This window comes from Streptomyces sp. NPDC031426, from assembly GCF_055581585.1.
On the sequence record NZ_JBVIJE010000018.1, the window covers coordinates 98,044 to 120,219 of the forward strand.

Genomic DNA, 22,176 nt, shown 5'->3' on the forward strand with positions numbered 1-22,176 from the left:
CGTCAGGGCGGTGGCGCCTGTGAGGTGGTGCTGGTGTCGTAGGTGGCGCTGATGAATTCGTCGAAGATCAAGAGCACGGCCCCAAGGACGAGGAACACGACGACCAGGGCTTTGCCCGCGCCGCTGAGCAGCAGCGGGCGGGTAGCTGAGCGGGGTTGCTCGCCGGGGGCGGGCGCGTCGCCGAACAGCCGCTTGGGGTAGGCCGCGGTGAGCATCATCAGGTAGGCGTACAGACGCATGTCGTAGCGGGCGGTCGCGGCGGTCGCCTCGAACAGCGGGCGCGGCATCCGGCCGCGGATCAGCACCATGACCCAGAAGACGGGGCAGATCACGTACCAGCCGAGGATGAGCAGCTCCACGACGACGGCGGCGGGGATGAGCAGAATGATGCGGAACAGGACGGCGAGGCGGTTGAGCTTCCCGGGATGGACCTCGACCTGGACGGGGTGGTCGGGCGCCAGGAAGGCGAACGGCGGGTAGGCGTCGACCAACAGCATCGCGTAGGCGGTGACGCGGGTCGAGTAGACGAGGTAGCCGGTCAGGAACGAGGCGATCGGTTCGGGCAGCCGTCCGGTGATCAGGGCGGCGAACCAGCCGACGACCATGACGACGGACGCGGCGATCCACAGGAAGAGCAGGGCGATGTATTGGGGGATCACCAGGAGCCAGCGCAGCAGCACGGTCCAGCGGCGCTGCCGGCCGGGCTCGGGGAGATCCAACTCCGGGAGTACCTCCGGCGGGGGAGCGGGGTGCGGCGCCCACGTGTGGTCTGCCATAGCCAGCTCCTGTCAGGTCCGCGCCTGTCGCTCGGCTCAGAGCTTCAGGATCACGCCGGTCGGCCCGGTGCACGCGCGGTGAGGGCCAACCGGGTGACCGGGGTGCTCGCAGTTGAGGGTGCGAACCGCCCCGGCGCCGGAGCCATTGCTCGACATCCTGGCGGGCTAAGGTCTGCGGATGACCTTGGAATGGGAACAGGTAATCGTTCACTCGGAGGACCCGGTAGCTCTGGGGCAGTGGTGGGCGGAGGCTCTTGGCTGGGTCGTGGTCCACTCCACCGATGAGGAGTTCGAGATCCGCCCGGCGCCGGATCGCCTGCCGGGGTTGGACTTCGTCCGGCTCGACGAGAGCAAGAAGGCCAAGAGCCGGCTGCACCTCGACTTCAGGCCCGATGACCAGGACGCCGAGGTGGCTCGTCTGCTGGCTCATGGCGCACAGCGTGTCGACATCGGCCAGGGTGAGCAGTCGTGGGTTGTCCTGGCAGACCCCGAGGGCAACGAATTCTGTGTCCTCGGCCAGCGGCGTCAGTGAGGCTCAAACGCATCGGCCGGACGGGGACAGCGTCCGAGTCCACCGCATGCATGACGACGGCCCCGCCCCGGCGATCCGGTGCGGGGCCGCTGTACGCCCGATGTTCAGCCGCGGAAGTCGTCGCCGATGACCCCACCACGCCACCACGATCAGGACTCGCACCCCCGTGCCCACCACGCCGAAGGGGATGAGCGCGGGCTCGACGATCAAGGCGATCGCTCCGGTACACACCCTGACCCGAATCCACGCGAACCGGGAGCGGCCGTGAATTGTCGCAAGCGTGCTACGGATTTGCCCCGGACATCACCCGCCGAGGCGGGGACCTTATCGTGAGTGCCGTCGTTGGGGAGTGTGAGGGCTACGGGGACCCTGGGGAAGGCACGGAGGATCTGAGGCTGTGGGCAAGAGAAGGCGCGTCGCCGAGCGACGCATGAGTCCCGGTCCCGCCCTGGTCGGCGGGGTGATCGTCCTCGCCGTCGGCGGTGCCGGCTTCGCCGGCTACGTGCTGACCGACGGCGGTGCCGCCGCCGACGAGCGGACGTCCGCCTCGGCCGACCACAAGGCCGTCAAGACCGGCCCGCTCAGCGCCGCCGAGATCCGCACCGCCTCCACCCGCTTCCTCACCGCGTGGCAGCAGGGCAGGATCGGCGAGGCGGCCGCCGCGACCGACGACGCCTCCGCCGCCACCGGGCTGCTGACCGGCTACACCAAGGACGCCCATCTGAAGGACGTCACCCTCACCGGCGGCACGCCCACGGGCGCCAAGGTGCCGTTCTCCGTCAAGGCGACGGTGTCGTACCGGAACCTCAGCAAGCCGCTGGCGTACGGCAGTTCGTTCACCGTGGTGCGGCGGGCGAGCGACGGCAAGCCGCTGGTCGACTGGCACTCCTCGGTGGTCCACCCGGATCTGAAGGACGGCGACACGCTCGTCACCGGCGAGTCCGGCACCCCGCCCATCAAGGCGCTGGACCGTGACGGCGGCGAGGTGACGGCCGCCAAGTACCCGTCCCTGGGGCCGGTGTTGGACGGTCTGCGGGAGAAGTACGGCAAGACGGCGGGCGGCAAGGCGGGCGTGGAGCTGCGTGTGGTGCGCGGCAAGGCCTCGCAGAAGGCAGGGCTGTCCGACAAGACGCTGGTGGAGCTGAGCAAGGGCACGCCGGGCACGGTGAAGACGACGCTGAGTCCCACCTTCCAGGCGGCAGCCGAGCAGCAGGTCGGCAAGCGCTCGCAGGCCTCCGTGGTCGTCGTACGGCCCTCGACCGGCGAGATCCTCGCGGTCGCCAACAGCGAGCACGGCTTCAACGTCGGCTTCCAGGGCTCCCTCGCCCCCGGCTCCACGATGAAGATCGTGACGTCGACCATGCTGTTCGAGAAGAAGCTCATCACCCCGGACGCCTCGCACCCCTGCCCCAAGACGTACAAGCTGGCCGGCTGGACGTTCCACAACGACGGCGACTCCGAGATCAAGAAGGGCACCTTCGAGCAGAGCTTCGGGGCCTCCTGCAACAACGCCTTCATCGACTTCGCGCCGAAGCTGTCCAACAGCGACCTGACGAAGGAGGCCCAGGAGGTCTACGGCCTCTCCATGAACAACTGGGCCATCGGCGTCCCGTCCTTCGACGGCACCGTCCCGGTGCAGAGCGGCGCGCAGATGGGCGCCTCGCTGATCGGGCAGGGCGGGGTGCGCATGAACCCGCTGAACATGGCGTCGGTGGCGGCCACGGTGGAGTCGGGCGCCTTCCACCAGCCGTACCTGGTGTCCCCCGAGGTGGACCACCGCACGCTGGCGAAGGCGTCGCGCACCATGTCCGCGAAGACGCAGTCCCAGCTGAAGCAGGTCATGCGGTTCACGGCGGACTACGGCACGGCGGCCAAGGCGATGGCGGGCATGAGCGGGGACTACGGCGCCAAGACGGGCTCCGCCGAGGTCGACGGCCAGAAGAAGCCGAACGGCTGGTTCACCGCGTTCAAGGGCGACCTGGCCGCCGCGGGTGTGGTCCAGGCGGGCGGCCACGGCGGTGACACGGCCGGGCCGATCGTGGCGACCCTGCTGAAGATGGGCTGATCAGACGAGCTGATCAAGCCCGCCTCAAGCCCGTACCGACTCCCCTCAAGCCCGTACCGGCTCCGCGGTGTACGTCCGGCGCAGAAATCTCACCAGCGTCTTGGACTCGAACTGGACCACCTCGACACCGTTGTCGGAGTGGAACTCGACGACGGCCTGGACACGCCCGCACGGCCACACCCGTACCGCGCCGCTCTCCACCGGTGCGCGCAGGCCCCGTTCGAGCAGCGCGCGCGAGAAGGTCCACTCGTGCGGGCCCGGCAGGCCGACCCGGACCGACCGTGGATCGGAGTCGGGGTCGTATCGCAGCACCACCGGTACAGCCCCCGGGTCCTCCTCGTCCGTGACGATATGGGCGCGCGCGTACTGCTCGACCACAGACATCGAATCGCCCTTTCACCCTGAGTGACCTATCCGAAAGCCACGCTTCCGCTTTCTCTCTAATGTCCCATATTTTCCGATTTGCGCCTCGCCGGGATGCGAGACCTCGCTACTCGTCTACCCGGGATGGATTCCCGTCCTCGCCGCTCGGCTTCGATCAAGTCCGTGACAATGGGTGCGTGACGAACCAGGACCGCGCCGCCGAGGGGTCGCTGCTGCTGGACGACCAGCTGTGCTTCGCGCTGTACGCCGCACAGCGGGCCGTGACCGCCGGATACCGTCCACTTCTGGACGACCTCGGACTCACCTACCCGCAGTACCTCGTGCTTCTGGTGCTGTGGGAGCGCGGCGAGACCAGCGTGAAGGAACTGGCGCGCGCCCTGCGCCTGGACTACGGGACCGTCTCGCCGTTGCTGAAGCGGCTGGAGGGGGCGGGCCTGGTGCGCAGGGAGCGCGCGGCGGCCGACGAGCGCTCGGTACTGGTCGCGTGCACCGGGCGCGGAGAGCAACTCAGGGAGCGCGCGGCACGCATACCCGGCGCCCTTCTCACCACGACGGGCCTCGGCGCGCAGGAGGTCGCGTACCTGCGCGAGGCGTTGTGGCAACTCACCGAGCGCGCCGACGCGGCGGCCGAGCGGCGCTGATCCCCCGCGCCGGTCCACCGATCCCACTCCGATCCCGCGTTACCCACGGTTGCCAGCCCCTGGTGCCACCCGCTGACGTACCGGCCAGTACCTTGTGCACGATGTACTTGTGCGCCACTTGTTCCGGGGGAGGCCGGCCATGACCGAGGACACCGCTGTCGACACCCGTCCGACCGTCGACACCCGTCCGACGAAGATCATGTACGTCGCCGAGGCCACCGCCCACGGCGGCCGCGACGGCTATGTCACCAGCCAGGACGGCCAGATCGAGCTGAAGGTCGCGATGCCTCCGGAGCTGGGCGGCCACGGCAACGGCACCAACCCGGAACAGCTGTTCGCGGCCGGCTACAGCTCCTGTTTCCACAACGCGCTGATCCTCGTCGGCAACCGGGAGGGCTACGACCTGACCGGCTCCACGGTCGCCGCCAAGGTCGGCATCGGCCCGAACAGGCACCGCGGCTACGGCCTCGCGGTCGCCCTCAGCGTCTCCCTGCCGGTACTGGACGCGGACGTCGCGGCCCGGCTGGTGGACGCGGCGCACGAGGTCTGCCCCTACTCCAACGCCACCCGCGGCAACATCGACGTAACGATCCTGCTGGGCTGACCCCACCGAGGAATCACAGGCGCGCAGCCCGCGTTGCACCCACAGTCGCAGGCGATGGGACAGTGACCGAAGGGACGGCGGACGTGGACGTGAACGGCGCAGTGGCCGAGGGCTTCGAGCCGGTCAGGGAGGCGTTCGCGGCGAACTTCGCGCTGCTCGGGGAGCGCGGCGCTGCCGTCGCCGTGTACCGCGACGGGCACAAGGTCGTCGACCTGTGGGCCGGCACCAGGGATGTGGACGGTACGGCGCCCTGGGAGCCCGGGACCGCGCAGATCGTGCGTTCCGCTACCAAGGGTGTCGCCGCCGCCGCGCTGCTGCTCCTGCACCAGCGCGGCGAACTGGACCTGGACGCCCCGGTCGGCGCGTACTGGCCCGAGTACAAGGCGGCCGGCAAGGAGCACACCCTCGTCCGGCACCTGCTCGCCCACCGCGCGGGTGTGCCCGTGCTGGACCGCCCGCTGACCCCCGCCGAGGCCGCCGACCCCGATCTCGGCGCCGCGGCCGTCGCCGCGCAGGCGCCGGTGTGGGAACCGGGCACGGACCACGGCTACCACGCCCAGACCTACAGCTGGCTCACCGGCGAGCTGATCCGGCGGATCACCGGACGCCCGGTCGGCGACTGGATCGCGGACGAGATCGCCGGCCCGGTCGGCGCGGACCTGTGGCTCGGCCTGCCGGAGTCGGAGCACGCGCGCGTGGGCCGTGTCGGCCCGGTCGAGGCGGCCGAGGCCGTGGGCGGCCTGAAGACCCGCCCCAAGCGCGCGGTGGCCGAGGCCTACGCCGACCCGGACTCGCTGACCCGGCGCGCGTTCGCCGCGATCACCCCGCTGCCCGACGAGAACGACCCCGCCTACCGCGCGGCCGCCCTGCCCGCGTCCAACGGCATCGCCACGGCCGAGGGCCTGGCCCGCTTCTACGCCTCGCTCATCGGCGAGGTCGACGGCGGCAGACGGCTGTTCACGCCGGAGACGGGGGAACTGGCCCGCGCTGAGCAGTCCGCCGGACCGGACCGGGTCCTGGTGGTCGGCACCCGGTTCGGCCTCGGCCCCATGCTGCACAGCGCTGCGTCCCCGCTGCTCTCCCCCGGCTCCTTCGGCCACCCGGGCCGGGGCGGCGCCCTCGCGTTCGCCGACCCGGAGACCGGGATCGCCTTCGGCTATGTCACCAACGGCTTCCGGAAGAGCGTGACGGCGGACCCGAGGGCACAGGCGCTGGTACGGGCGGTACGCGCGGCGCTCGCGTAGGTTGCGCCGTCACACGTTGATCGGGTGCGAGATCCGTCCGGACGCCTCGTCGATCTCGCCATGGGCCTTGCTCAGCAGTTCCATGGCCAGCTCGTTCAGGGCGCGTGCGCCGGCCACCTCCTCGCCGACCCGTGGCTGATTGGCGTCGACGCGGTGCCGGGTGGCGTGCCCGTGCGCCCGCACCTCCGTACCGTCGGGCAAGCGCAGCAGGGCCGCCGCATCCGTGTGCTGATCGTCCTCCTTGAACTCCAGCTCGACATGCCATCCGACAGCGGTATGCGTCATGACGATCACCTCCGAAAACCGCTGCTTCCAGGGTGCCCCCCGGTACCCCGCCCCGTCATGTCGACGCCTCGTCACCCGCGCGGAGTCCGGCTCTGCTCGCCCTTCCCTCCCTCCTGCCGCCCGTCCTGGTCGAAGCTGGCGAAGTACGCGGCGGCCATGTCCTCGTCCGCGTGGCCCTGGGCGGCGGCACGGGCGAACCGCTGCGCGGTCGCGGCGGCGACGTCCAGCCGTACCCCGCCGCGCTCGCCCGCCTGGACGATGAGCCGGGCGTCCTTCTCGGCGGTGGCCACCGCGAACGACGGCGGGGTCAGCTTGCCGTCGAGCACCAGCGCGGACTTCGCCCGCAGGTATCCCATGTCGAGCGGACCGCCCTCGATGAGCTCGAAGAACCCCTGCGGATCCACGCCGAGGGCCCGGGCGAGGGCGAGCACCTCCCCGGTCGCCGCGGTGACCGAGAGCACCCAGCTGTTGGCCACCAGCTTCAGCCGGCTGGCGCTGCCCGCGCCGCCGTCGGACCCGGTCCACATGGTCTTCGCGCCGACCGCGTCGAACACGGGCGCGACCGTCTGTCGCCCCTCCTGCGGCCCGGCGGCCAGTACGGTCAGCTGACCGGCCTCGGCGGGCTGCCTGGTGCCGAGGACGGGTGCGTCGTAGAAGACGAGTCCGTGCTCGCCCGCGAAGGCGGCCAGGTCGGTGACCAGGTCGATCCCGGCGGTGGTGCACTGCACCCACACCGTGCCCGGGGTCAGGGCCGGTGCGGCCTCGCGCATGACGTCCAGGACGGTGTTGCCGTCGTACAGCATCGTCAGGACGACGTCGGCGCCCTCGACGGCCTCCGCGGGTGTGCCGGCGATCCGTGCGCCGTCGGCGGCGAGCGGCTCGGCCTTCGCGCGCGTACGGTTCCACGCGCGGACCTCGAGCCCGGCGCGGCACAGGTTCCGGGCCATCGCGGCCCCCATGATGCCGGTGCCCAGAACGCTGACGGTCGGCTTGTCGGTCATTGACGGCTCCCTGTCGTCCGGTTGCTGCCCGGTGGTTCTCACTACCGGTACCCGACTACCCGGTATGCGTCATCACCCCGAGACCCACCAGCCGCCCGGGGCCGCGATCCGGGTGACCGCCGCCTGTCCGGGTGAGGCCGCGTCTGCCGAACGGCTTACCTGCGTGGCTTTCAGCAGGTCCGGACGGCTCTTGTCGCTTACCGTCGCCCGAGGAATGCCCCCTTCTTGATCCTTCTGGGTCAAAGGGGTGAACCGGACGAAGCGTTCGAAGACCAGTGGCACCGCCAGGGGGAAAGGGTGCCGGGAGCCCAGGAGGCCGGCCATGGCGACGCGACAGCTGCGGATTCGCCGGACACGAAGGCGGTCCTGGCGCCCTGTCGGGGCCGGCATGCTCGCGGCCGGGTGCGTCGTCGCGATCGGTCTGCCCCCGGCGGCGGCGAGGCCGCAAGCGGGCGACCACCTGTGCGCGACGGAGCCCTTCCCCCCGACGAAAAGTTCTCCGCCCCCGGTCCTCTCGGGCAGCGATGTGTGGAGCTTCGTCTCCGAGCCGGGCCTTCACCCCATGCGGGTGACCGTGACCGCGAACAGACCGGGAACGGCCCGCGGAGACATCCTCGTGGGCCCGTTCAGCGCGGACAGGATGATCGGCCAGACCGGGGCGTTGATCAACGACAACTCCGGTGATCCGGTCTGGTTCCGCCCGCTCCCCTCCGTGAACCTCCAGAACGCCGACATCAGGGTCCAGACCTATCACGACGGCCGCAGGGGCCGGGGAAAGCCGGTGCTGACCTGGTGGCAGGGAACCCTCGCCCTGCCGCCGTCATACACGAACCTGCCGGCGGGTGCCCCGGAACCGGGCGGGTGCTACTACATCTACGACACCCATTACCGCCTGCTCAAGACGGTCTTCGCGCATCACGGCTACTACCCGGACGAGCACGAGTTCACCCTGACCCGCCGGGGTACCGCGCTGTTCATCGCGTCCAAGCCCGTGCCCATGGACCTCACGCCCTACGGTGGGCCGAAGAACGGCGCCATCGAGAACAGCGAGGTCCAGGAGGTCGACCTCGCCACGGGCAGACTGCTCTTCTCGTGGAACGCGCTGGACCACCTGGACCCCGCGGATTCCGAGGAGCCGGTGTCCAGCGCGTCGTCGTCCGACGGCGTGTGGGATGCCTTCCACATCAACTCCGTCGACGAGGGTCCTGACGGCCGACTGCTGATCTCGGCCCGGAACATGTGGGCGATCTACGACGTCACCAGGCGATCCGGGAGAATCCGCTATCAGATCGGAGGAAAGAAGAGCGACTTCGCCTTCGGGCCCAACGCGGACTTCTACTGGCAGCACGATGCCCGGTACCGGCCGGGACACCGGATCAGCATGTTCGACGACGGCTGCTGCGACCTGCCCGACGGCGCCCCCGAACAGGTGTCGCACGGCCTGATCCTCAACCTCGACTTCCGCAGCCGGAAGGCGACCGTGGACAGGACCTACTACCACCAGCCTCCGCTCGAGTCACCGACCCAGGGAAACACACAGGCCCTTTCGAACGGCAACGAGTTCATCGGATGGGGCCAGAGCCCGTACTACTCCGAGTACGCGGGCGAGGGAAACACCCAGGGCAACGGCTTGCGAAACCTGCTCTACGACGCGGAACTGCCGGGCTCCGACATCTCCTACCGGGCGTTCCGGAACGAATGGATCGGCACTCCGTACTACCCCCCGAGTGCCGCGGCACGCTCCGGCGCCGAGGGCAACGTCGTCTACGCCTCCTGGAACGGTTCGACGCGGACCAGAGCGTGGCGTGTACTGGCCGGGTCCGACCCCCACTCCCTGTCGGTCGTTGTCGGACACGCCCCACGCTCCGGATTCGAGACAGCCGTCACCACGAGCGCTCCCGGACCGTATTTCCAAGTGAAGGCGCTCGATGCGCGGGGCAAGGTGCTTGGGACCTCACGCGTCGTGGGACTCATCCAAGCCCCCTGAACAGCCGGTTGCCCCAGGCCGGGTAGCTTGATCCGCGTGGATCAGGGGCGGGTGGTCGAAGCGTTTCGTCTTGAGGCGGGTCAACTCGCGCGGGCGATGACCGGCGTCTCGATCGCCGAATGGCTTCTGCCGACGAGGTGTGCGCCGTGGAAGGTGCGCGACTTGCTGGCTCATGTCCGGGTGGTGATCGCCTGGCTGCCGGGCATGCTGGCGGCGCCGGCGCCGACCCGCGCCGAGGTCTCGGCGGTGGAGTACTACCGGCCCGACGACCGTTTCGCTCCGGACACCGACGCGGCTCGGATCGCTCTGGCCCAAGTGCACGCGGCCGAACAGCTCAGCGGTGCCGCGCTCGCCGACGACTTCGACACCACCTGGCAACAGGTGGACCGACTGTGCCGGGCCGAGCCCGAAGGGCGTGTGGTGCGCACCCGGCACGGCGATCCGATGCTCCTGTCGGAGTTCCTGTTGACGCGCGTGGTCGAGGTCGCCGTGCACGGCCTGGACCTGGCCGACGCCCTGGGGCGCGAGCCGTGGCTGACTTCCCAGGCCGCAGATTTGGTGCAGGACCTTCTGCTCGGCCCGGACGGGGCAGCCGCGCTGGAGAAGCTGGGCTGGGATCAGCTCCGCTTCCTGCGCAAGGCGACGGGGCGCGAGCCGATCACGAGGGAGGAGGCATCGGACGTCGGTCGCCTGGGCATCCGATGGCTCACGCTGGGGTGAGAACGTCGCCAGCAGACGCCGGCGGCCACAGCCGTCAAGTGCGCTGCTCGCGCACGTCCACCAGGTCGGCCCCGGCGTGGGCCACCAGTGCCTTGGGCTCGATCGGGAAGACGGTGTGCGGTGTTCCGGCGGCCGCCCACACCACGTCATGGGCGAGCAGCGAGCGGTCGGCGAGGACGCGCGTGCGGGTGCGGTGCCCGAAGGGCGGCACGCCGCCGATGGCGTACCCGGTGGTCTCGCGTACGACGCCTGCGCCGGCCCGGGTGACCCGGCCGGCGCCCAGCTCCTCCCGCACCCGGTCCACGTCCACGCGCGAGGCCCCGTCCATGAGGACCAGCACCGGCACCCCGTCGGCGGCAAAGATCAGCGACTTGCAGATCTGGCTGAGCTCGCACCCGATGGCCGCGGCGGCCTCGGCCGCGGTCCGGGTGGCCTCCGGGAACCTCCTGGTCCGTGCGAGCACGTCGTCCAGGCCGAGCGCGCGGAGCGCTTCGGCGAACCGGGGGTGGGCTCCGGACCCGTCGGCGTCAGTGGCGGCTGTCGTCGTCATGCCGGGCACGCTACGCCATCGCCCGAGGCCCGCTCGCGAGGTTTTCGAGGGAGAACCGGAAAGCCGGTGAGGGTGCAGCCCCGTCCCCACGGGCACCCTCACCGGCCGCTCCGGCTCGGGAGCGGTACGTCAGACCCGTACCAGCTCCCTCTCCTCGTCGGGGTCGGCGTCCTTGCCGACCGCGGCGGGCTCGGTGCGCAGTCCCTCGCCCTCGACGTCCACGTTGGGCAGCGCGCGGTCGAGCCACTTCGGCAGCCACCAGGCCCTCTTGCCGAGCAGGGCGAGGACCGCCGGGACGATGGCCATGCGGACGATGAACGCGTCGAAGAAGACGGCGATCGCGAGGCCGAAGCCGATCATCTTGACCATCGCCTCGCTGGAGCCGATGAAGCCGGAGAAGACGGCGATCATGATCACGGCCGCGGCGGTCACCACCCTCGCCCCGTACTTGAAGCCGGTCACCACGGCCTGGCTGGGCTTCTCGCCGTGGACGAACGCCTCCCGCATCCGGGTCACGAGGAAGACCTCGTAGTCCATCGCGAGACCGAAGACGACACCCACCATGAAGATCGGCATCATCGACATGACCGGGCCGGTCTGCTCGACGTTCATCAGGCCGGACAGCCAGCCCCACTGGAAGACCGCGACCACGGCGCCCAGGGCCGCCATCACGCTGAGCAGGAAGCCGAGGGCCGCCTTCAGCGGGACGAGGACCGAGCGGAAGACCACGATCAGCAGCAGGAACGCGAGACCCACCACCAGCGCCAGGTAGGGCAGAAGGGCGTCGTTGAGCCTCTGCGAGACGTCGATGTTCATCGCCGTCGTACCGGTCACCAGGACCTTGGAGTCGGTCTTCGCGGTGATGCCCGCCCCCTTGTCACGGATGGCGTGCACCAGGTCCTCGGTCGTCTTCGAGGACGGCTTGGACCTGGGTACGACGGTGATCGTCGCGGTGTCGCCGGCCTTGTTGGGCACGGCCGGGGTGACCGTGACGACGTCCTTCAGGCCCTTGATCTCGTCGCCGACCTCGCTGAACGCCTTCTTGGGGTGGGCGCTGTCCTTGGCGTCGACCACGACCATCAGGGGGCCGTTGAAGCCCGGTCCGAAGCCCTCGGACAGCAGGTCGTAGGCGCGGCGCTGAGTGGTGGAGGTGGGCTGGGAACCGTCGTCGGGCAGCCCCAGTTCCAGGGACGCGGCAGGGACCGCCGCCGCGCCGAGGCCGAGCACCCCGAGCAGCAGGACGGCGACCGGGCGCCGTACGACGAAGCTCGCCCAGCGGGTGCCCATGTTGGGGCGGCCGGGCTTCTTCGGCGTACGGCCGCCGCAAAGCAGCTTGCTCTTCTGGCCGGCCGGCTTGACCCTGCGGCCCGCGTAGCCGAGCAGCGCCGGGATCATCGTCAGCGCGATCAGCACGGCGATGGCGACCGTGCCCGCCGCGGCGATGCCCATCTTGGTCAGCATCGGGATGTTGACGACCGACAGGCCGACCAGGGCGATGACGACGGTGAGGCCGGCGAAGACCACCGCCGAGCCCGCCGTGCCGACGGCGCGCCCGGCCGCGTCCTCGCGCTCGCGTCCCTCGGCGAGTTCGGCGCGGTAGCGGGAGACGATGAAGAGGGCGTAGTCGATGCCGACGGCCAGGCCGATCATCGAGGCCAGGGTGGAGGTCGTGGAGCCGAGGTCCAGGGCGCCGGCGAGCGCGGTGATCGTGGACACGCCGATGCCGACCCCGATGATGGCGGTGAGCAGCGGGAATCCGGCCGCGAGCAGCGAGCCGAAGGTGATGACGAGGACCACGGCGGCGATCCCGATGCCGATGACCTCGCTGGATCCGGTCTCGGGAGTCGCGGTGAGCGCGTCACCGCCGACCTCGACGCTCAGCCCGGCGTCACGCGCGTGCTGGGCGGCCTCCTTCAGGGCGTCCTTGGAGGAGTCCTTCAGCTCCATGCCGGAGACCTTGTACTTCACCGAGGCGTAGGCGATGGTGCCGTTCCTGCTGACGGCGTGCCCGGCGTAGGGGTCGGCGACGGAGACGACCTCGGAGCCGCTCCGCAGCTCCTTGACGGTCTTCTCGACGGCCGTCTTGTTGTCGTGGTCGGTCATCTTCTCGCCGCTCGGGGCCTTGAAGACCACGCGCGCGGTGGCCCCGTCGGCGCTCATCCCGGGGAAGCGCTGTTCCAGCAGGTCGAAGGCCTTCTGGGCCTCGGTGCCGGGGATGGAGAAGGACGTGCTGCCGGCGGGCGGCGCGGAGGCGGCGCCGACCCCGGCGAGGGTGAGCAGCGCGACCCATATGAGGGCGACGAAGTGCCGTCGCCGGAAGGCGAGACGGCCTGCTTTGTACAGAAACGTGGCCACGGAGGCGTACTCCCGGTCAGGTCGTGGGGTTCATCAGGGCAGGGGTGATCGGCCCGACGACGTGAGCGGTGACGTCAGACGGTGGGCTTGCTCGGGGATCGGAGGATGATCAGCTGGTGGGTGCGCCGAGGGCGGGGAGGACCACGGCGTCGATGTACGACAGGAGGAAGGCCTGCGTCGGCGGCTGCTCGTCGATGAGCGAGCGGGCGGCGAACCCGCCGATCATCATGTGCATCCCGTAGTCGATCGCGGGGTTGTCCGCACGGACCTCGCCCCGGTCGATCGCCCGCTGCAGCACACGGCGGAACTCGGCCAGCTCCGGCTCGATGAGATGCTCCTTGAACGCCTTCAGGAGGTCCGGGTTGCCGTGGACGGCCATCGCCAGACCCCGCATCAGCGCGGAGTTCTGCTCCATCTCGCAGTCGTCGGAGCGCAGGGTGAGGGCGTGCAGATCGCCTCGGAGCGACCCGGTGTCGACCCCGTCGGCGGAGCCGCCCGGCTTGCTGTGCCGCACCGCCTTCGCCACCAGCTCGGCCTTGCCGCCCCACTGGCGGTAGAGCGTGGCCTTGCTGGACCGGGTGCGGGCGGCGACGGCGTCCATGGTGAGGGCGTCGTAGCCGACCTCCCGGAGCAGGTCGAGCACCGCCTCGTACAACTCGGCCTCGCGCTCGGGCGTGATCCGGCTGCGCCGTGACGTTGCGACAACCTCGGTCATGCCACTCGCCTTCCCACTCCGGAGCTTCCTGCTTCGTACCACCATGAAGATACCCTGAGACCATTCGAAACGAAACGGTTTCGTACGTGTGCTGGGTCACGAACGTGAGAGGCGCATAAGTTCGCGGCCGCGAGGACCGCACAAGGAGCGGCCTCGCGGGCCGCACGAGTTGCTGGCCCCCAGCGGGCGGAAAAGCATGGGGAGGGTGAGCTATCTGCGCTTTCCCCACCTCAGCGGCGACCTGGTGTGCTTCGTGGCCGAGGACGACGTCTGGCTGGCCCCACTCGACGCCCCGGGCCGGGCCTGGCGGCTCACCGCGGACCGCACGAAGGACGGGCACCCGCGCTTCTCGCCCGACGGCCGCCAGATCGCGTTCACCAGCTGGCGCAGCTTCGTCCCCGAGATCCACCTCGTCGGCGTCGAGGGCGGTCCCGCCCGGCAGTTGACGTACTGGGGCAGCACCGACACCCAGGTCTGCGGCTGGACGCCCCCGGACGAGGACGGGACGCACCACATCCTCGCCGTCGCCTCCCACGGCGAGCCCTTCTCGTACTTCACCTGGGCCTACAAGGTGTCCCCCGACGGCGACCCCGGGCGCAAACTGCCCTGGGGCCCGGTCGCCGACATCCAGGTCGCCGACGTCGCCGGCGGGCACAAGACCCTGCTGCTCACCGGCACCCCGCCGCACGAGCCGGCCTCCTGGAAGCGGTACCGGGGCGGCGCCATGGGCCGCCTCTGGCTGCACGGGCAACGCCTGCTGCCCGGCATCGAGGGGCATCTGGCCTGCCCCATGTTCGTCGCGGGCCGCATCGCCTTCCTCTCCGACCACGAGGGCGTCGGCAACCTCTACTCCTGCGCCTACGACGGCACCGACCTGCGCCGCCACACCGACCACGACGCCTTCTACGCCCGGCACGCCTCCAGCGACGGCACGCGGGTGGTCTACCAGTGCGCGGGCGACCTGTGGATGGTGGACGACTTCTCCCCGGCCGCCCTGCCGCGCAAGCTGGACATCCGCCTGGCCGGGCCGGCCACCGGGCGCCGCCGCTACCAGGTGCCGGCCGCGCAGCACGTCGACGGCATCTCCGTGGACGAAACCGGCCGGGCCAGCGCCGTCGTCGTACGCGGCAGCTTGTACTGGCTCACCCACCGCGACGGCCCCGCCCGCACGATCACCGACACACCCGGCGTACGGGTACGGCTGCCGGAGATGCTGGGGACGACCGGCCAGGTGGCGTATGTGACGGACGCCGAGGGCGAGGACGCCGTCGAGATCGCCCAGCTGCCCCGCGCGAGCGGCGACCGCGCGCCCCGCCGGCTGGCCTCCGGCAGGCTGGGCCGCGTCCTGGAGATGGCCTGCGACCCGGAGGGCGAACGGCTGGCGGTCGCCTCGCACGACGGACGGTTGCTGCTGATCGATGTGGCGGAGGAGACGGAAGGAACGGAGGGTCAGGTCACCGAAGAGGCGGTGGACGCTGGGAGCGACTCCGGTGGCTCAAGTGAGTCAAGTGGCTCTGAGAGTTCCGGCGACTCCGGTGACTTGGGCGACTCCGGTGACTCAAGTGGCTCTGAGAGTTCCGGCGACTCCGGTGACTCGGGCGACTCGAGCGACTCTGGTGACTCGGGTGACTCCGGTGACGGCGGCTCAGGTGGCTCAGATGCCGCCGACGTCGGCGAGCACGTGACCGAGCTGATCCGGTCCGTCAACGGCCCCGTGCGCGACCTCGCCTTCTCCCCGGACGGCGCCTGGCTCACCTGGTCCCACCCGGGCATCGGCCGCTCGCTGCGCCAGATCAAGCTGGCCCGCATCAAGGACCGGCTGATCGTGGACGTGACCAACGGCCGCTTCGAGGACGAGAACCCCGTCTTCACCCGCGACGGTCGCTATCTCGCCTTCCTCTCCTGGCGCGGCTTCGACCCGGTGTACGACGTCCACACCGGCGACCTGTCCTTCCCGCTCGGCTGCCGCCCCTACCTCGTCCCGCTGAACTCGGCGACCCCCTCCCCCTTCGCCCTGAATCCCGAGGGCCGTCCGGCGGCCGGCGGCCTCGACCCGGCCGAGGAGGAGGCGACCGGCGAGGCCGGCACGGTGACCGTGGAGGTCGAGGGCCTGGCGATGCGGGTCACGCCGTTCCCGGTGATCGCCTCCAAGTACTCCGGGCTGTCCCCGGTCGCCGGCGGCGGACTGGTCTGGCTGCGCTGGCCGATCTCCGGCGCGCTCGGCGAGACCTTCGCCAACCCGGCCGACATCAGCGGCCGCCCGACCCTGGAGTACTTCAACCTCGCCAAGGCGAAAAAGTCCGAACTGGTCGACCACCTCGACTGGTTCGCGGTCAGCGGCGACGGCACCCGGCTGGTCGTCGTGGACGAGGGCGAGCTGCGCGCGGTGCCCTCCACGGAGATGGGCGACAGCGACACCACCGTCTGGATCGACCTGCGCCGCATCCTGCACGTGGTCGACCCGCCCGCCGAGTGGCGCCAGGCCTACGACGAGGCCGGCCGCCTCATCCGCGCCTACTTCTGGGACCCGGGCATGTCCGGCATCGACTGGGACGCGGTGCTCGACCAGTACCGTCCCCTCGTCGAACGGGTCGCCTCACCCGACGAGTTCGCCGATCTCCTGCGGGAGGTCCTCGGCGAACTGGGCACCTCGCACGCCTACGTCACCGCCGCCCGCCGCAACGAGGGCCCGCCCCACTACCAGCGCTGGCAGGGCCTCCTCGGCACCAACTTCGCCCACCGGGAAGAGGGTTGGATTGTCAAACGCATCCTGCCCGGCGACTCCTCCGACTCCAAGGCCCGCTCACCACTGGCCGGCACCGGCATCCGCGAGGGCGCGATCCTCACCCACGTCGACGGCCGCCCGGTCGATCCGGTGACCGGCCCGTATCCGCTGCTCGCCGGCTCCGGGGGTACGACCGTGGAGCTGACGTTCCTTCCGGCACAGGGCGAGCCGGACCGGGCGCGCCGGGTCGCCGTCGTCCCGCTCATCGACGAACGGCCGCTGCGCTACCAGGACTGGGTCGCCAAACGCCGCGCGGTTGTACGGGAGTTGAGCGGCGGCAAGTGCGGCTATCTGCACATCCCCGACATGGGCGGCTCCGGCTGGGCCCAGTTCAACCGCGACCTGCGCATGGAGGTGTCCCGGCCCGCCCTGATCGTGGACGTGCGCGGCAACGCGGGCGGACACATCAGCGAGCTCGTCATCGAGAAGCTGACCCGGACGATCCTCGGCTGGGACCTGACGCGGGACGCGCAACCGGTGTCGTACACCTCGAACGCGCCGAGGGGACCGGTGGTGGCCCTCGCCGACGAGGCGACCTCCTCGGACGGCGACATGATCACGGCCGCCTTCAAGCTGCTGAAACTCGGCCCGGTGGTCGGCCAGCGCACCTGGGGCGGCGTGGTCGGCATGACCGGCCGGCATCGCCTGGGCGACGGCACGGTGATCACGGTCCCGATGAACGCGGCCTGGTTCGACGCCTACGGCTGGTCCGTCGAGAACCACGGCGTCGCCCCCGACCTGGAGATCCTGCGCACCCCTCTGGACTGGGCGGAAGGCCGCCACGCCCAGTTGACCGACGCGGTCGAACTCGCCCTGGAACTCCTGGAGTCCTGCCCGGCCGCCGTCCCCCCCGACTACACCGAGGTCCCCAACCGAGCCCGCCCCGAGCTACCGCCGCGGGCCACCTGACGAGGAGGGGTGCGTGTGGGAGGGGCGCGGGGAACTGCGCGACAAGCCACAACGCACCCGCGCACGACCACACATCCCCACCACCCCAAAAACCAGCGCAGGGCACCCTCCGCAAAGAAGGGCGCCCCACGCAAACCGGTCAAAGCCGAGCGCAGCGACTACGCGTCGTAGTCCCGGTCGAAGCGGTCTTCCATCTCCGCTTCCGTGTCCTCGATGTCGCGCAGATTCTCGCGGCCGCGCTGCGGCTGCTGCTGGCCACGCTGCGGCTGCTGCTGACCGCGCTGGGGCTGCTGCTGACCGCGCTGGCCGGCCCGCTCGCGGGCCTCACCGATCTTCTGCTTGCCCTGTTCCTGCCACTCGTTGGCCTTGTCCTTCATACCCATGTGGGTTCACTCCCGTGGTGGGTGAGTTGGGGGTCGGCCCCTCGGTGGGGCCTCACCCAGATTCACACGGGCGACCACGCAGCGCATGTGGATCAGTCACGGTGCGTAGCGCGCGCCGCCTCGTCGGCCGCCCCGCCTGCACCGACGAGCCCCGAGCGCATTCCTTGCAGACGGGGCGCGAACCGCTTCATCTCGCGCTGCCCGACCGTCCCGATGAGCGCCGGCAGATACCCGCGCACGCCCTGCATGCCACGCAGCCACCACTGCCCGTACACATGCGCCGAGCGCCGCTCGATCCCGGCGACGAGCCGGTCCACCGCGGGCCCCAGCGGGTAGGTCTTGTTGGACGGCCACGGCAGCCGCTGCCGCAGTTCGCGCATGACGTCGTCCTGGTCGGCGCCGCGCACCATGTCGGTGTCGGTCCAGGACAGGTACCCGACGCCGACGCGCACTCCCTGGTAACCGACCTCGGCGCGCAGACTGTGCGCGTACGCCTCCACACCCGACTTGGACGCGCAGTACGCCGTCATCATCGGCGCCGGCGTGATCGCGGCGAGCGAGGCGATCTGGAGGAGATAGCCCCGGCTCTCCACCAGCACCGGCAGGAACGCCCGGGCCGTCACCGCCGAACCGATCAGGTTCACCTCGATCACCCGCCGCCAGGCCTGCGGATCGGAGTCGGCGAACGGACCGCCCGTCGCCACACCGGCGTTGGCCACCACGATGTCGACCTTCCCGAACCGCGCCTTCACCTCCTGCGCGACCCGGCTCATCGTGTCGTGGTCGGTGACGTCGGCGTACCAGTGGGCGCTGTCGCTGTGCAGGCGCGAGGAGACGTCCTTGAGCGCCTCCTCCTCCAGCCCGACCAGCGCCACCTTCGCGCCGCGCGCGGAGAGCTTGCGCGCCAGCAGCTCACCGACACCGCGCGCCGCCCCGGTGACGACCGCGACCTGCCCTTCGAGGCTGACCCTGCTCATGCGCCCTCCTTGATCTGCACGCCTGTGGCCTTCTTGGTGGTGACGTAGGTGGTGACGAGTTCCCGGATCCGGCCGGTCACCAGCTCCGGGGCCTCGATCGGGGTCATGTGGCCGACGCCGGTCAGCTCGGTCAGGCCGACGCAGTGCGGCAGCGCGGCGACCAGCGCACGGGCGTGCACCGGGGGCGTGAGCCGGTCGGACGCGCCGTGCACGATCGCGGTGGGCGCGTGCAACTCCCTTACGCCGTGGTCGAGATCGAGCGCTTCGAGCACGCGCGACCAGGCGTGGCGCACGGCGCGCGGGCAGGCGTGCACGATCAGCGCACACGCCTCCACCATGTGCGGGGCGGAACCGGCGCCCATGGTGGCGTACTTGAGGATGCGCTTGGCGACCGGCGTGACCGGGCCGAGCGGGGCGCGCGAGCCGAGAATGCGCGCGGTGATCCAGGTGCGCACACGCCCGGCGCCGAGCGGCACCACACGCGCCTCCGCGACCAGCCGCGAGCTGCCGGTGCTGCACAGCAGGACGGCTGCGGCGTGGTCGCGGAAGCGGGGGCGCGTGGCCGCGGCCATGACGGTCATCCCGCCCATGGAGTGGCCGACGATCAGCGCCTTCTCCCCGGGCGCGAGGGTCTGCGCGAGCACCGCTTCCAGGTCGTCCGCCAGCGCGTGGGTGGTGCACGCGGAGCTCGCGGGACTGCGCCCGTGCCCCCTCTGGTCGTACGCGATCACGCGGTGGTCGGTCGCCAGGTCCCGGATCTGCGCCGCCCAGAAGGCGGTCGAGCAGGTCCAGCCGTGCGCGAGGACGACGGGGGGCGCGTTGTCGGGGCCGTGCACCTCGACGTGCAGCCGCGCGCCATCGGCGGAGACGACGGTGAGTTCACGGGAGGGGGTGGGCGGGGCGTACGGCCCGGAGGTCACGGGAGCGAGCCGGCTCATGCGGCGCCCTCGCTCTGCGGAACGGCGGCGACCGTCTTCTCCACGGCTGTACCGGACTTCCGGATGACCTCGTACTCCCCCAGGTCCACCCGCCGGGTCGCGCGCCGGAACTCCGATGTCGTACCGGGCCAGATGGTGGTGTTGCGGCCGCTGGCGTCCAGGTACCAGCTGGTGCAGCCGCCGGTGTTCCACACGGTGCGCTTCATGCGCTCCTGGACCTTCCGGTTCCAGTCCTCGACGGCCGCGGGCCGGGCATCGAGGGCCGTACGGCGGCCGAGGACGTCCAGTTGCCGCAGATAGTCGGCCATGTAGTTCAGCTGGGACTCGATCATGAGGATCATGGAGGAGTTCCCGAGTCCGGTGTTGGGCCCGATGATCGTCATCCAGTTCGGGAATCCGGCGGCCGCGGCACCGCGCAGCGCCTGCATGCCGTTCTTCCAGGACTCGGCGAGGGTGACGCCCTCCGCCCCGACCACCCGCTCGGCGATCGGCATGTCCGTGACGTGGAAGCCCGTACCGAAGATGATCACGTCGGCCTCGGCCTCGGTGCCGTCGGCCGCGACCAGGGTCGACCCGCGGATCTCGCTGAGCCCGCTGGCGACGACGTCCACGTTCGGCCTGGCCAGCGCCGGGTAGTACGTGCTGGACAGCAGGATCCGCTTGCAGCCGATGCGGTAGTCGGGGGTGAGCTTGGCGCGCAGGGCCGGATCCTTGATGGCGCGGGCCATGTTGCGCTTGGCGAGCTGCTCGATCAGGCCGAGTTCGTCCGGGTGCTTGGTGAACGCCTGGACCTGCAGTTCCCGGATGCCCCACAGCAGGCCGCGCCGCAGCTGGGTGGTGAAGGGCACGGCCCGGTGCAGCCGGCGCTCGGCGCCGCTGATGGCGCGGTCCATGCGGGGCATCACCCACGGCGGGGTGCGCTGGAAGAGGGTGAGCCGGTCGACCTGCGGCTGGATCGCGGGCACGATCTGGATGGCGGAGGCGCCGGTGCCGATCACGGCGACACGCTTGCCGCGCAGGTCGTGGTCGTGGTCCCAGCGGGCGGAGTGGAACACCTTGCCCGGGAAGGATTCCAGGCCGGGGATCTCCGGGACCTTCGGGTCGGACAGCGGCCCGGTCGCGGAGACGACCACGTCGGCGGAGAGCGACCCGCGTGTGGTCTCGATGTCCCACCGCAGGTTCTCGTTGTCCCAGCTCATCAGCTTGACCTCGGAGTCGAAGCGGATGTGCGGGCGCAGTCCGAAGAGGTCGGTGACGTGCTCCAGGTAGGCGCGGATGTGCTCCTGCCCGGAGAAGGTGCGCGGCCACTCGGGGTTGGGCGCGAAGGAGAAGGAGTACAGATGGGAGGGCACGTCACAGGCGCACCCTGGGTAACTGTTGTCCCGCCAGGTGCCGCCGACGCTGTCCGCCCGCTCCAGGACGACGAAGTCGGTGATCCCTTCGCGGCGCAGCCGCACGGCGGCCCCCAGGCCGCCGAACCCGGACCCGATCACCGCCACCCGTACATGCTCGTGCTCGGCCATCCCGAAGCCTCCACGCATCGCCTTGGACTCTGCCAGTGAACACTGGCGCAATGGGACTGTAGAGCAGCCCCGTACCGAGCGGTAGGGGTCGGGAACAGGAAAGTTACCGGCGGTACAACATAGGCTGCGGGCGTGGCAGAGGACGCAGAACGCAAGGAAGGCGGGCGCGAGTACCGCATGGAGGAGCTGGCGCGGCTGGCCGGCATCACCGTGCGCACGCTGCGCTTCTACCGCGAGCGCAAGCTGATCCCGCCACCCCGCCGCGAGGGCCGTATCGCCTGGTACGACGACCACCACCTGGCCCGCCTGCGGACCATCGCCGCCCTGCTGGAGCGCGGCCACACCCTGAACGGCATCGCGGAGCTCGCCGAGGCCCTCGACCAGGGCCGAGGCGTCGCCGACCTGCTCGGCGTCGGCACCCCCACCGAGGAGGAGCCGGTCCGCCTCACCCCGGAGGAACTCGCCGCCCGCTTCGAGGGCGAGGTCACCCCCGAGAACCTCGCCGCCGCCATGGAACTGGGCTACCTGGGCACGGACGGCGACGAGATCGTCCACATCAGCCGCCGCCTGCTGGACGTCTCCTCCGCCCTGGTCCGCGAGGGCATCCCGCTCGCCGAGGTCCTCACGGCCGCCGCCCGCGTCCGCGAACACGCCGACGCCCTGGCCGGACTCTTCACCGACCTGATCCTGCGCCACGGCCCCGAGGAGGACCTCCACCGCCTGCGCCCGCTGGCCCGCAGCGTGGTGGAGGCGGAACTCTCGCTGGCGCTGGACCGGCGGATCAGCAAGCGGGACTACTAGC

Annotated in this window: 20 protein-coding genes; 9 read left to right on the forward strand and 11 right to left on the reverse strand. The window is 70.8% G+C overall.

Annotation, left to right across the window (positions count from 1 at the left end; genetic code table 11):
* Positions 1–2 precede the first annotated feature (2 nt).
* Positions 3–776, reverse strand: coding sequence for a DUF4389 domain-containing protein (locus ACZ5NH_RS30975; protein ID WP_468779873.1), 774 nt, complete (start codon positions 774–776; stop codon positions 3–5).
* A gap of 178 nt (positions 777–954) precedes the next feature.
* On the opposite strand from ACZ5NH_RS30975, the gene ACZ5NH_RS30980 reads away from it, so the two are divergent.
* Together ACZ5NH_RS30980 and ACZ5NH_RS30985 are read left to right on the forward strand one after the other, a co-directional pair.
* The gene (locus tag ACZ5NH_RS30980; protein WP_468779875.1) at positions 955–1,308 is read left to right on the forward strand and encodes a VOC family protein; all 354 of its coding nucleotides are present in this window, start codon (positions 955–957) and stop codon (positions 1,306–1,308) included.
* A gap of 397 nt (positions 1,309–1,705) precedes the next feature.
* Positions 1,706–3,373 carry a penicillin-binding transpeptidase domain-containing protein gene (locus tag ACZ5NH_RS30985; RefSeq protein ID WP_468779877.1) on the forward strand — a complete coding sequence of 556 codons (1,668 nt, stop codon included), beginning with the start codon at positions 1,706–1,708 and terminating at the stop codon, positions 3,371–3,373.
* 45 nt (positions 3,374–3,418) lie between these two features.
* On the opposite strand, the gene ACZ5NH_RS30990 is transcribed toward ACZ5NH_RS30985, so the two are convergent.
* Positions 3,419–3,757 (reverse strand): SsgA family sporulation/cell division regulator, encoded by a 339-nt coding sequence (locus ACZ5NH_RS30990; protein WP_388632186.1) that lies wholly within the window; start codon positions 3,755–3,757, stop codon positions 3,419–3,421.
* A gap of 176 nt (positions 3,758–3,933) precedes the next feature.
* Between ACZ5NH_RS30990 and ACZ5NH_RS30995 the strand changes: the two genes are divergently transcribed.
* The 3 genes from ACZ5NH_RS30995 to ACZ5NH_RS31005 all read left to right on the forward strand — a co-directional run bounded on the left by ACZ5NH_RS30995 (position 3,934) and on the right by ACZ5NH_RS31005 (position 6,246).
* Complete coding sequence (locus tag ACZ5NH_RS30995) at positions 3,934–4,398, forward strand: MarR family winged helix-turn-helix transcriptional regulator (protein ID WP_468779879.1); 465 nt, start codon at positions 3,934–3,936, stop codon at positions 4,396–4,398.
* A gap of 139 nt (positions 4,399–4,537) precedes the next feature.
* Positions 4,538–5,002 carry an organic hydroperoxide resistance protein gene (locus tag ACZ5NH_RS31000; RefSeq protein WP_451555894.1) on the forward strand — a complete coding sequence of 155 codons (465 nt, stop codon included), beginning with the start codon at positions 4,538–4,540 and terminating at the stop codon, positions 5,000–5,002.
* An 83-nt stretch (positions 5,003–5,085) separates the two neighbouring features.
* On the forward strand, positions 5,086–6,246 hold the full coding sequence (locus tag ACZ5NH_RS31005; RefSeq protein WP_468779953.1) for a serine hydrolase domain-containing protein: 1,161 nt from the start codon (positions 5,086–5,088) through the stop codon (positions 6,244–6,246).
* Positions 6,247–6,255: 9 nt separating this feature from the next.
* Here the strand turns inward: ACZ5NH_RS31005 and ACZ5NH_RS31010 are convergent, their stop codons facing one another.
* On the reverse strand, positions 6,256–6,531 hold the full coding sequence (locus ACZ5NH_RS31010) for a DUF1876 domain-containing protein (protein WP_468779881.1): 276 nt from the start codon (positions 6,529–6,531) through the stop codon (positions 6,256–6,258).
* 71 nt (positions 6,532–6,602) lie between these two features.
* Positions 6,603–7,532: an NAD(P)-dependent oxidoreductase gene (locus ACZ5NH_RS31015; protein WP_468779883.1), complete on the reverse strand. Its 930-nt coding sequence runs from the start codon at positions 7,530–7,532 to the stop codon at positions 6,603–6,605.
* Positions 7,533–8,106: 574 nt separating this feature from the next.
* Here ACZ5NH_RS31015 and ACZ5NH_RS31020 point away from each other — a divergent pair.
* Together ACZ5NH_RS31020 and ACZ5NH_RS31025 are read left to right on the forward strand one after the other, a co-directional pair.
* On the forward strand, positions 8,107–9,519 hold the full coding sequence (locus tag ACZ5NH_RS31020) for an arylsulfotransferase family protein (RefSeq protein ID WP_468779885.1): 1,413 nt from the start codon (positions 8,107–8,109) through the stop codon (positions 9,517–9,519).
* 36 nt (positions 9,520–9,555) lie between these two features.
* Positions 9,556–10,239 carry a maleylpyruvate isomerase N-terminal domain-containing protein gene (locus tag ACZ5NH_RS31025; RefSeq protein ID WP_468779887.1) on the forward strand — a complete coding sequence of 228 codons (684 nt, stop codon included), beginning with the start codon at positions 9,556–9,558 and terminating at the stop codon, positions 10,237–10,239.
* A gap of 34 nt (positions 10,240–10,273) precedes the next feature.
* Here the strand turns inward: ACZ5NH_RS31025 and ACZ5NH_RS31030 are convergent, their stop codons facing one another.
* From ACZ5NH_RS31030 to ACZ5NH_RS31040, 3 genes are all read right to left on the reverse strand, one after another.
* On the reverse strand, positions 10,274–10,789 hold the full coding sequence (locus ACZ5NH_RS31030) for a YbaK/EbsC family protein (protein WP_468779889.1): 516 nt from the start codon (positions 10,787–10,789) through the stop codon (positions 10,274–10,276).
* A 129-nt stretch (positions 10,790–10,918) separates the two neighbouring features.
* Positions 10,919–13,144 (reverse strand): MMPL family transporter, encoded by a 2,226-nt coding sequence (locus ACZ5NH_RS31035; protein ID WP_468779891.1) that lies wholly within the window; start codon positions 13,142–13,144, stop codon positions 10,919–10,921.
* Between the two features lie 109 nt (positions 13,145–13,253).
* Complete coding sequence (locus tag ACZ5NH_RS31040) at positions 13,254–13,859, reverse strand: TetR/AcrR family transcriptional regulator (protein WP_468779893.1); 606 nt, start codon at positions 13,857–13,859, stop codon at positions 13,254–13,256.
* A gap of 196 nt (positions 13,860–14,055) precedes the next feature.
* On the opposite strand from ACZ5NH_RS31040, the gene ACZ5NH_RS31045 reads away from it, so the two are divergent.
* On the forward strand, positions 14,056–17,553 hold the full coding sequence (locus ACZ5NH_RS31045; protein ID WP_468779895.1) for a S41 family peptidase: 3,498 nt from the start codon (positions 14,056–14,058) through the stop codon (positions 17,551–17,553).
* Between the two features lie 158 nt (positions 17,554–17,711).
* On the opposite strand, the gene ACZ5NH_RS31050 is transcribed toward ACZ5NH_RS31045, so the two are convergent.
* The 4 genes from ACZ5NH_RS31050 to ACZ5NH_RS31065 all read right to left on the reverse strand — a co-directional run bounded on the left by ACZ5NH_RS31050 (position 17,712) and on the right by ACZ5NH_RS31065 (position 21,374).
* Positions 17,712–17,936 (reverse strand): hypothetical protein, encoded by a 225-nt coding sequence (locus ACZ5NH_RS31050; RefSeq protein WP_388632218.1) that lies wholly within the window; start codon positions 17,934–17,936, stop codon positions 17,712–17,714.
* A 92-nt stretch (positions 17,937–18,028) separates the two neighbouring features.
* The gene (locus ACZ5NH_RS31055; RefSeq protein ID WP_451554492.1) at positions 18,029–18,913 is read right to left on the reverse strand and encodes an SDR family oxidoreductase; all 885 of its coding nucleotides are present in this window, start codon (positions 18,911–18,913) and stop codon (positions 18,029–18,031) included.
* On the reverse strand, positions 18,910–19,851 hold the full coding sequence (locus tag ACZ5NH_RS31060) for an alpha/beta fold hydrolase (RefSeq protein WP_468779897.1): 942 nt from the start codon (positions 19,849–19,851) through the stop codon (positions 18,910–18,912). The genes ACZ5NH_RS31055 and ACZ5NH_RS31060 overlap by 4 nt, the downstream gene beginning before the upstream one ends.
* The gene (locus ACZ5NH_RS31065; protein ID WP_468779899.1) at positions 19,848–21,374 is read right to left on the reverse strand and encodes a flavin-containing monooxygenase; all 1,527 of its coding nucleotides are present in this window, start codon (positions 21,372–21,374) and stop codon (positions 19,848–19,850) included. The genes ACZ5NH_RS31060 and ACZ5NH_RS31065 overlap by 4 nt, the downstream gene beginning before the upstream one ends.
* 177 nt (positions 21,375–21,551) lie before the next feature.
* Between ACZ5NH_RS31065 and ACZ5NH_RS31070 the strand changes: the two genes are divergently transcribed.
* The gene (locus tag ACZ5NH_RS31070; protein WP_468779955.1) at positions 21,552–22,175 is read left to right on the forward strand and encodes a MerR family transcriptional regulator; all 624 of its coding nucleotides are present in this window, start codon (positions 21,552–21,554) and stop codon (positions 22,173–22,175) included.
* The last annotated feature ends 1 nt before the right edge of the window (position 22,176 follow it).

Bases quoted from the DNA above. Each gene is read 5' to 3' on its own strand.
- ACZ5NH_RS30975 (WP_468779873.1), bottom strand. From the start codon at position 776: ATGGCAGACCACACGTGGGCGCCGCACCCCGCTCCCCCGCCGGAGGTA.
- ACZ5NH_RS30980 (WP_468779875.1), top strand. From the start codon at position 955: ATGACCTTGGAATGGGAACAGGTAATCGTTCACTCGGAGGACCCGGTA.
- ACZ5NH_RS30990 (WP_388632186.1), bottom strand. From the start codon at position 3,757: ATGTCTGTGGTCGAGCAGTACGCGCGCGCCCATATCGTCACGGACGAG.
- ACZ5NH_RS31000 (WP_451555894.1), top strand. From the start codon at position 4,538: ATGACCGAGGACACCGCTGTCGACACCCGTCCGACCGTCGACACCCGT.
- ACZ5NH_RS31010 (WP_468779881.1), bottom strand. From the start codon at position 6,531: ATGACGCATACCGCTGTCGGATGGCATGTCGAGCTGGAGTTCAAGGAG.
- ACZ5NH_RS31015 (WP_468779883.1), bottom strand. From the start codon at position 7,532: ATGACCGACAAGCCGACCGTCAGCGTTCTGGGCACCGGCATCATGGGG.
- ACZ5NH_RS31030 (WP_468779889.1), bottom strand. From the start codon at position 10,789: ATGACGACGACAGCCGCCACTGACGCCGACGGGTCCGGAGCCCACCCC.
- ACZ5NH_RS31040 (WP_468779893.1), bottom strand. From the start codon at position 13,859: ATGACCGAGGTTGTCGCAACGTCACGGCGCAGCCGGATCACGCCCGAG.
- ACZ5NH_RS31045 (WP_468779895.1), top strand. From the start codon at position 14,056: ATGGGGAGGGTGAGCTATCTGCGCTTTCCCCACCTCAGCGGCGACCTG.
- ACZ5NH_RS31050 (WP_388632218.1), bottom strand. From the start codon at position 17,936: ATGGGTATGAAGGACAAGGCCAACGAGTGGCAGGAACAGGGCAAGCAG.
- ACZ5NH_RS31055 (WP_451554492.1), bottom strand. From the start codon at position 18,913: ATGAGCAGGGTCAGCCTCGAAGGGCAGGTCGCGGTCGTCACCGGGGCG.
- ACZ5NH_RS31060 (WP_468779897.1), bottom strand. From the start codon at position 19,851: ATGAGCCGGCTCGCTCCCGTGACCTCCGGGCCGTACGCCCCGCCCACC.
- ACZ5NH_RS31065 (WP_468779899.1), bottom strand. From the start codon at position 21,374: ATGGCCGAGCACGAGCATGTACGGGTGGCGGTGATCGGGTCCGGGTTC.
- ACZ5NH_RS31070 (WP_468779955.1), top strand. From the start codon at position 21,552: ATGGAGGAGCTGGCGCGGCTGGCCGGCATCACCGTGCGCACGCTGCGC.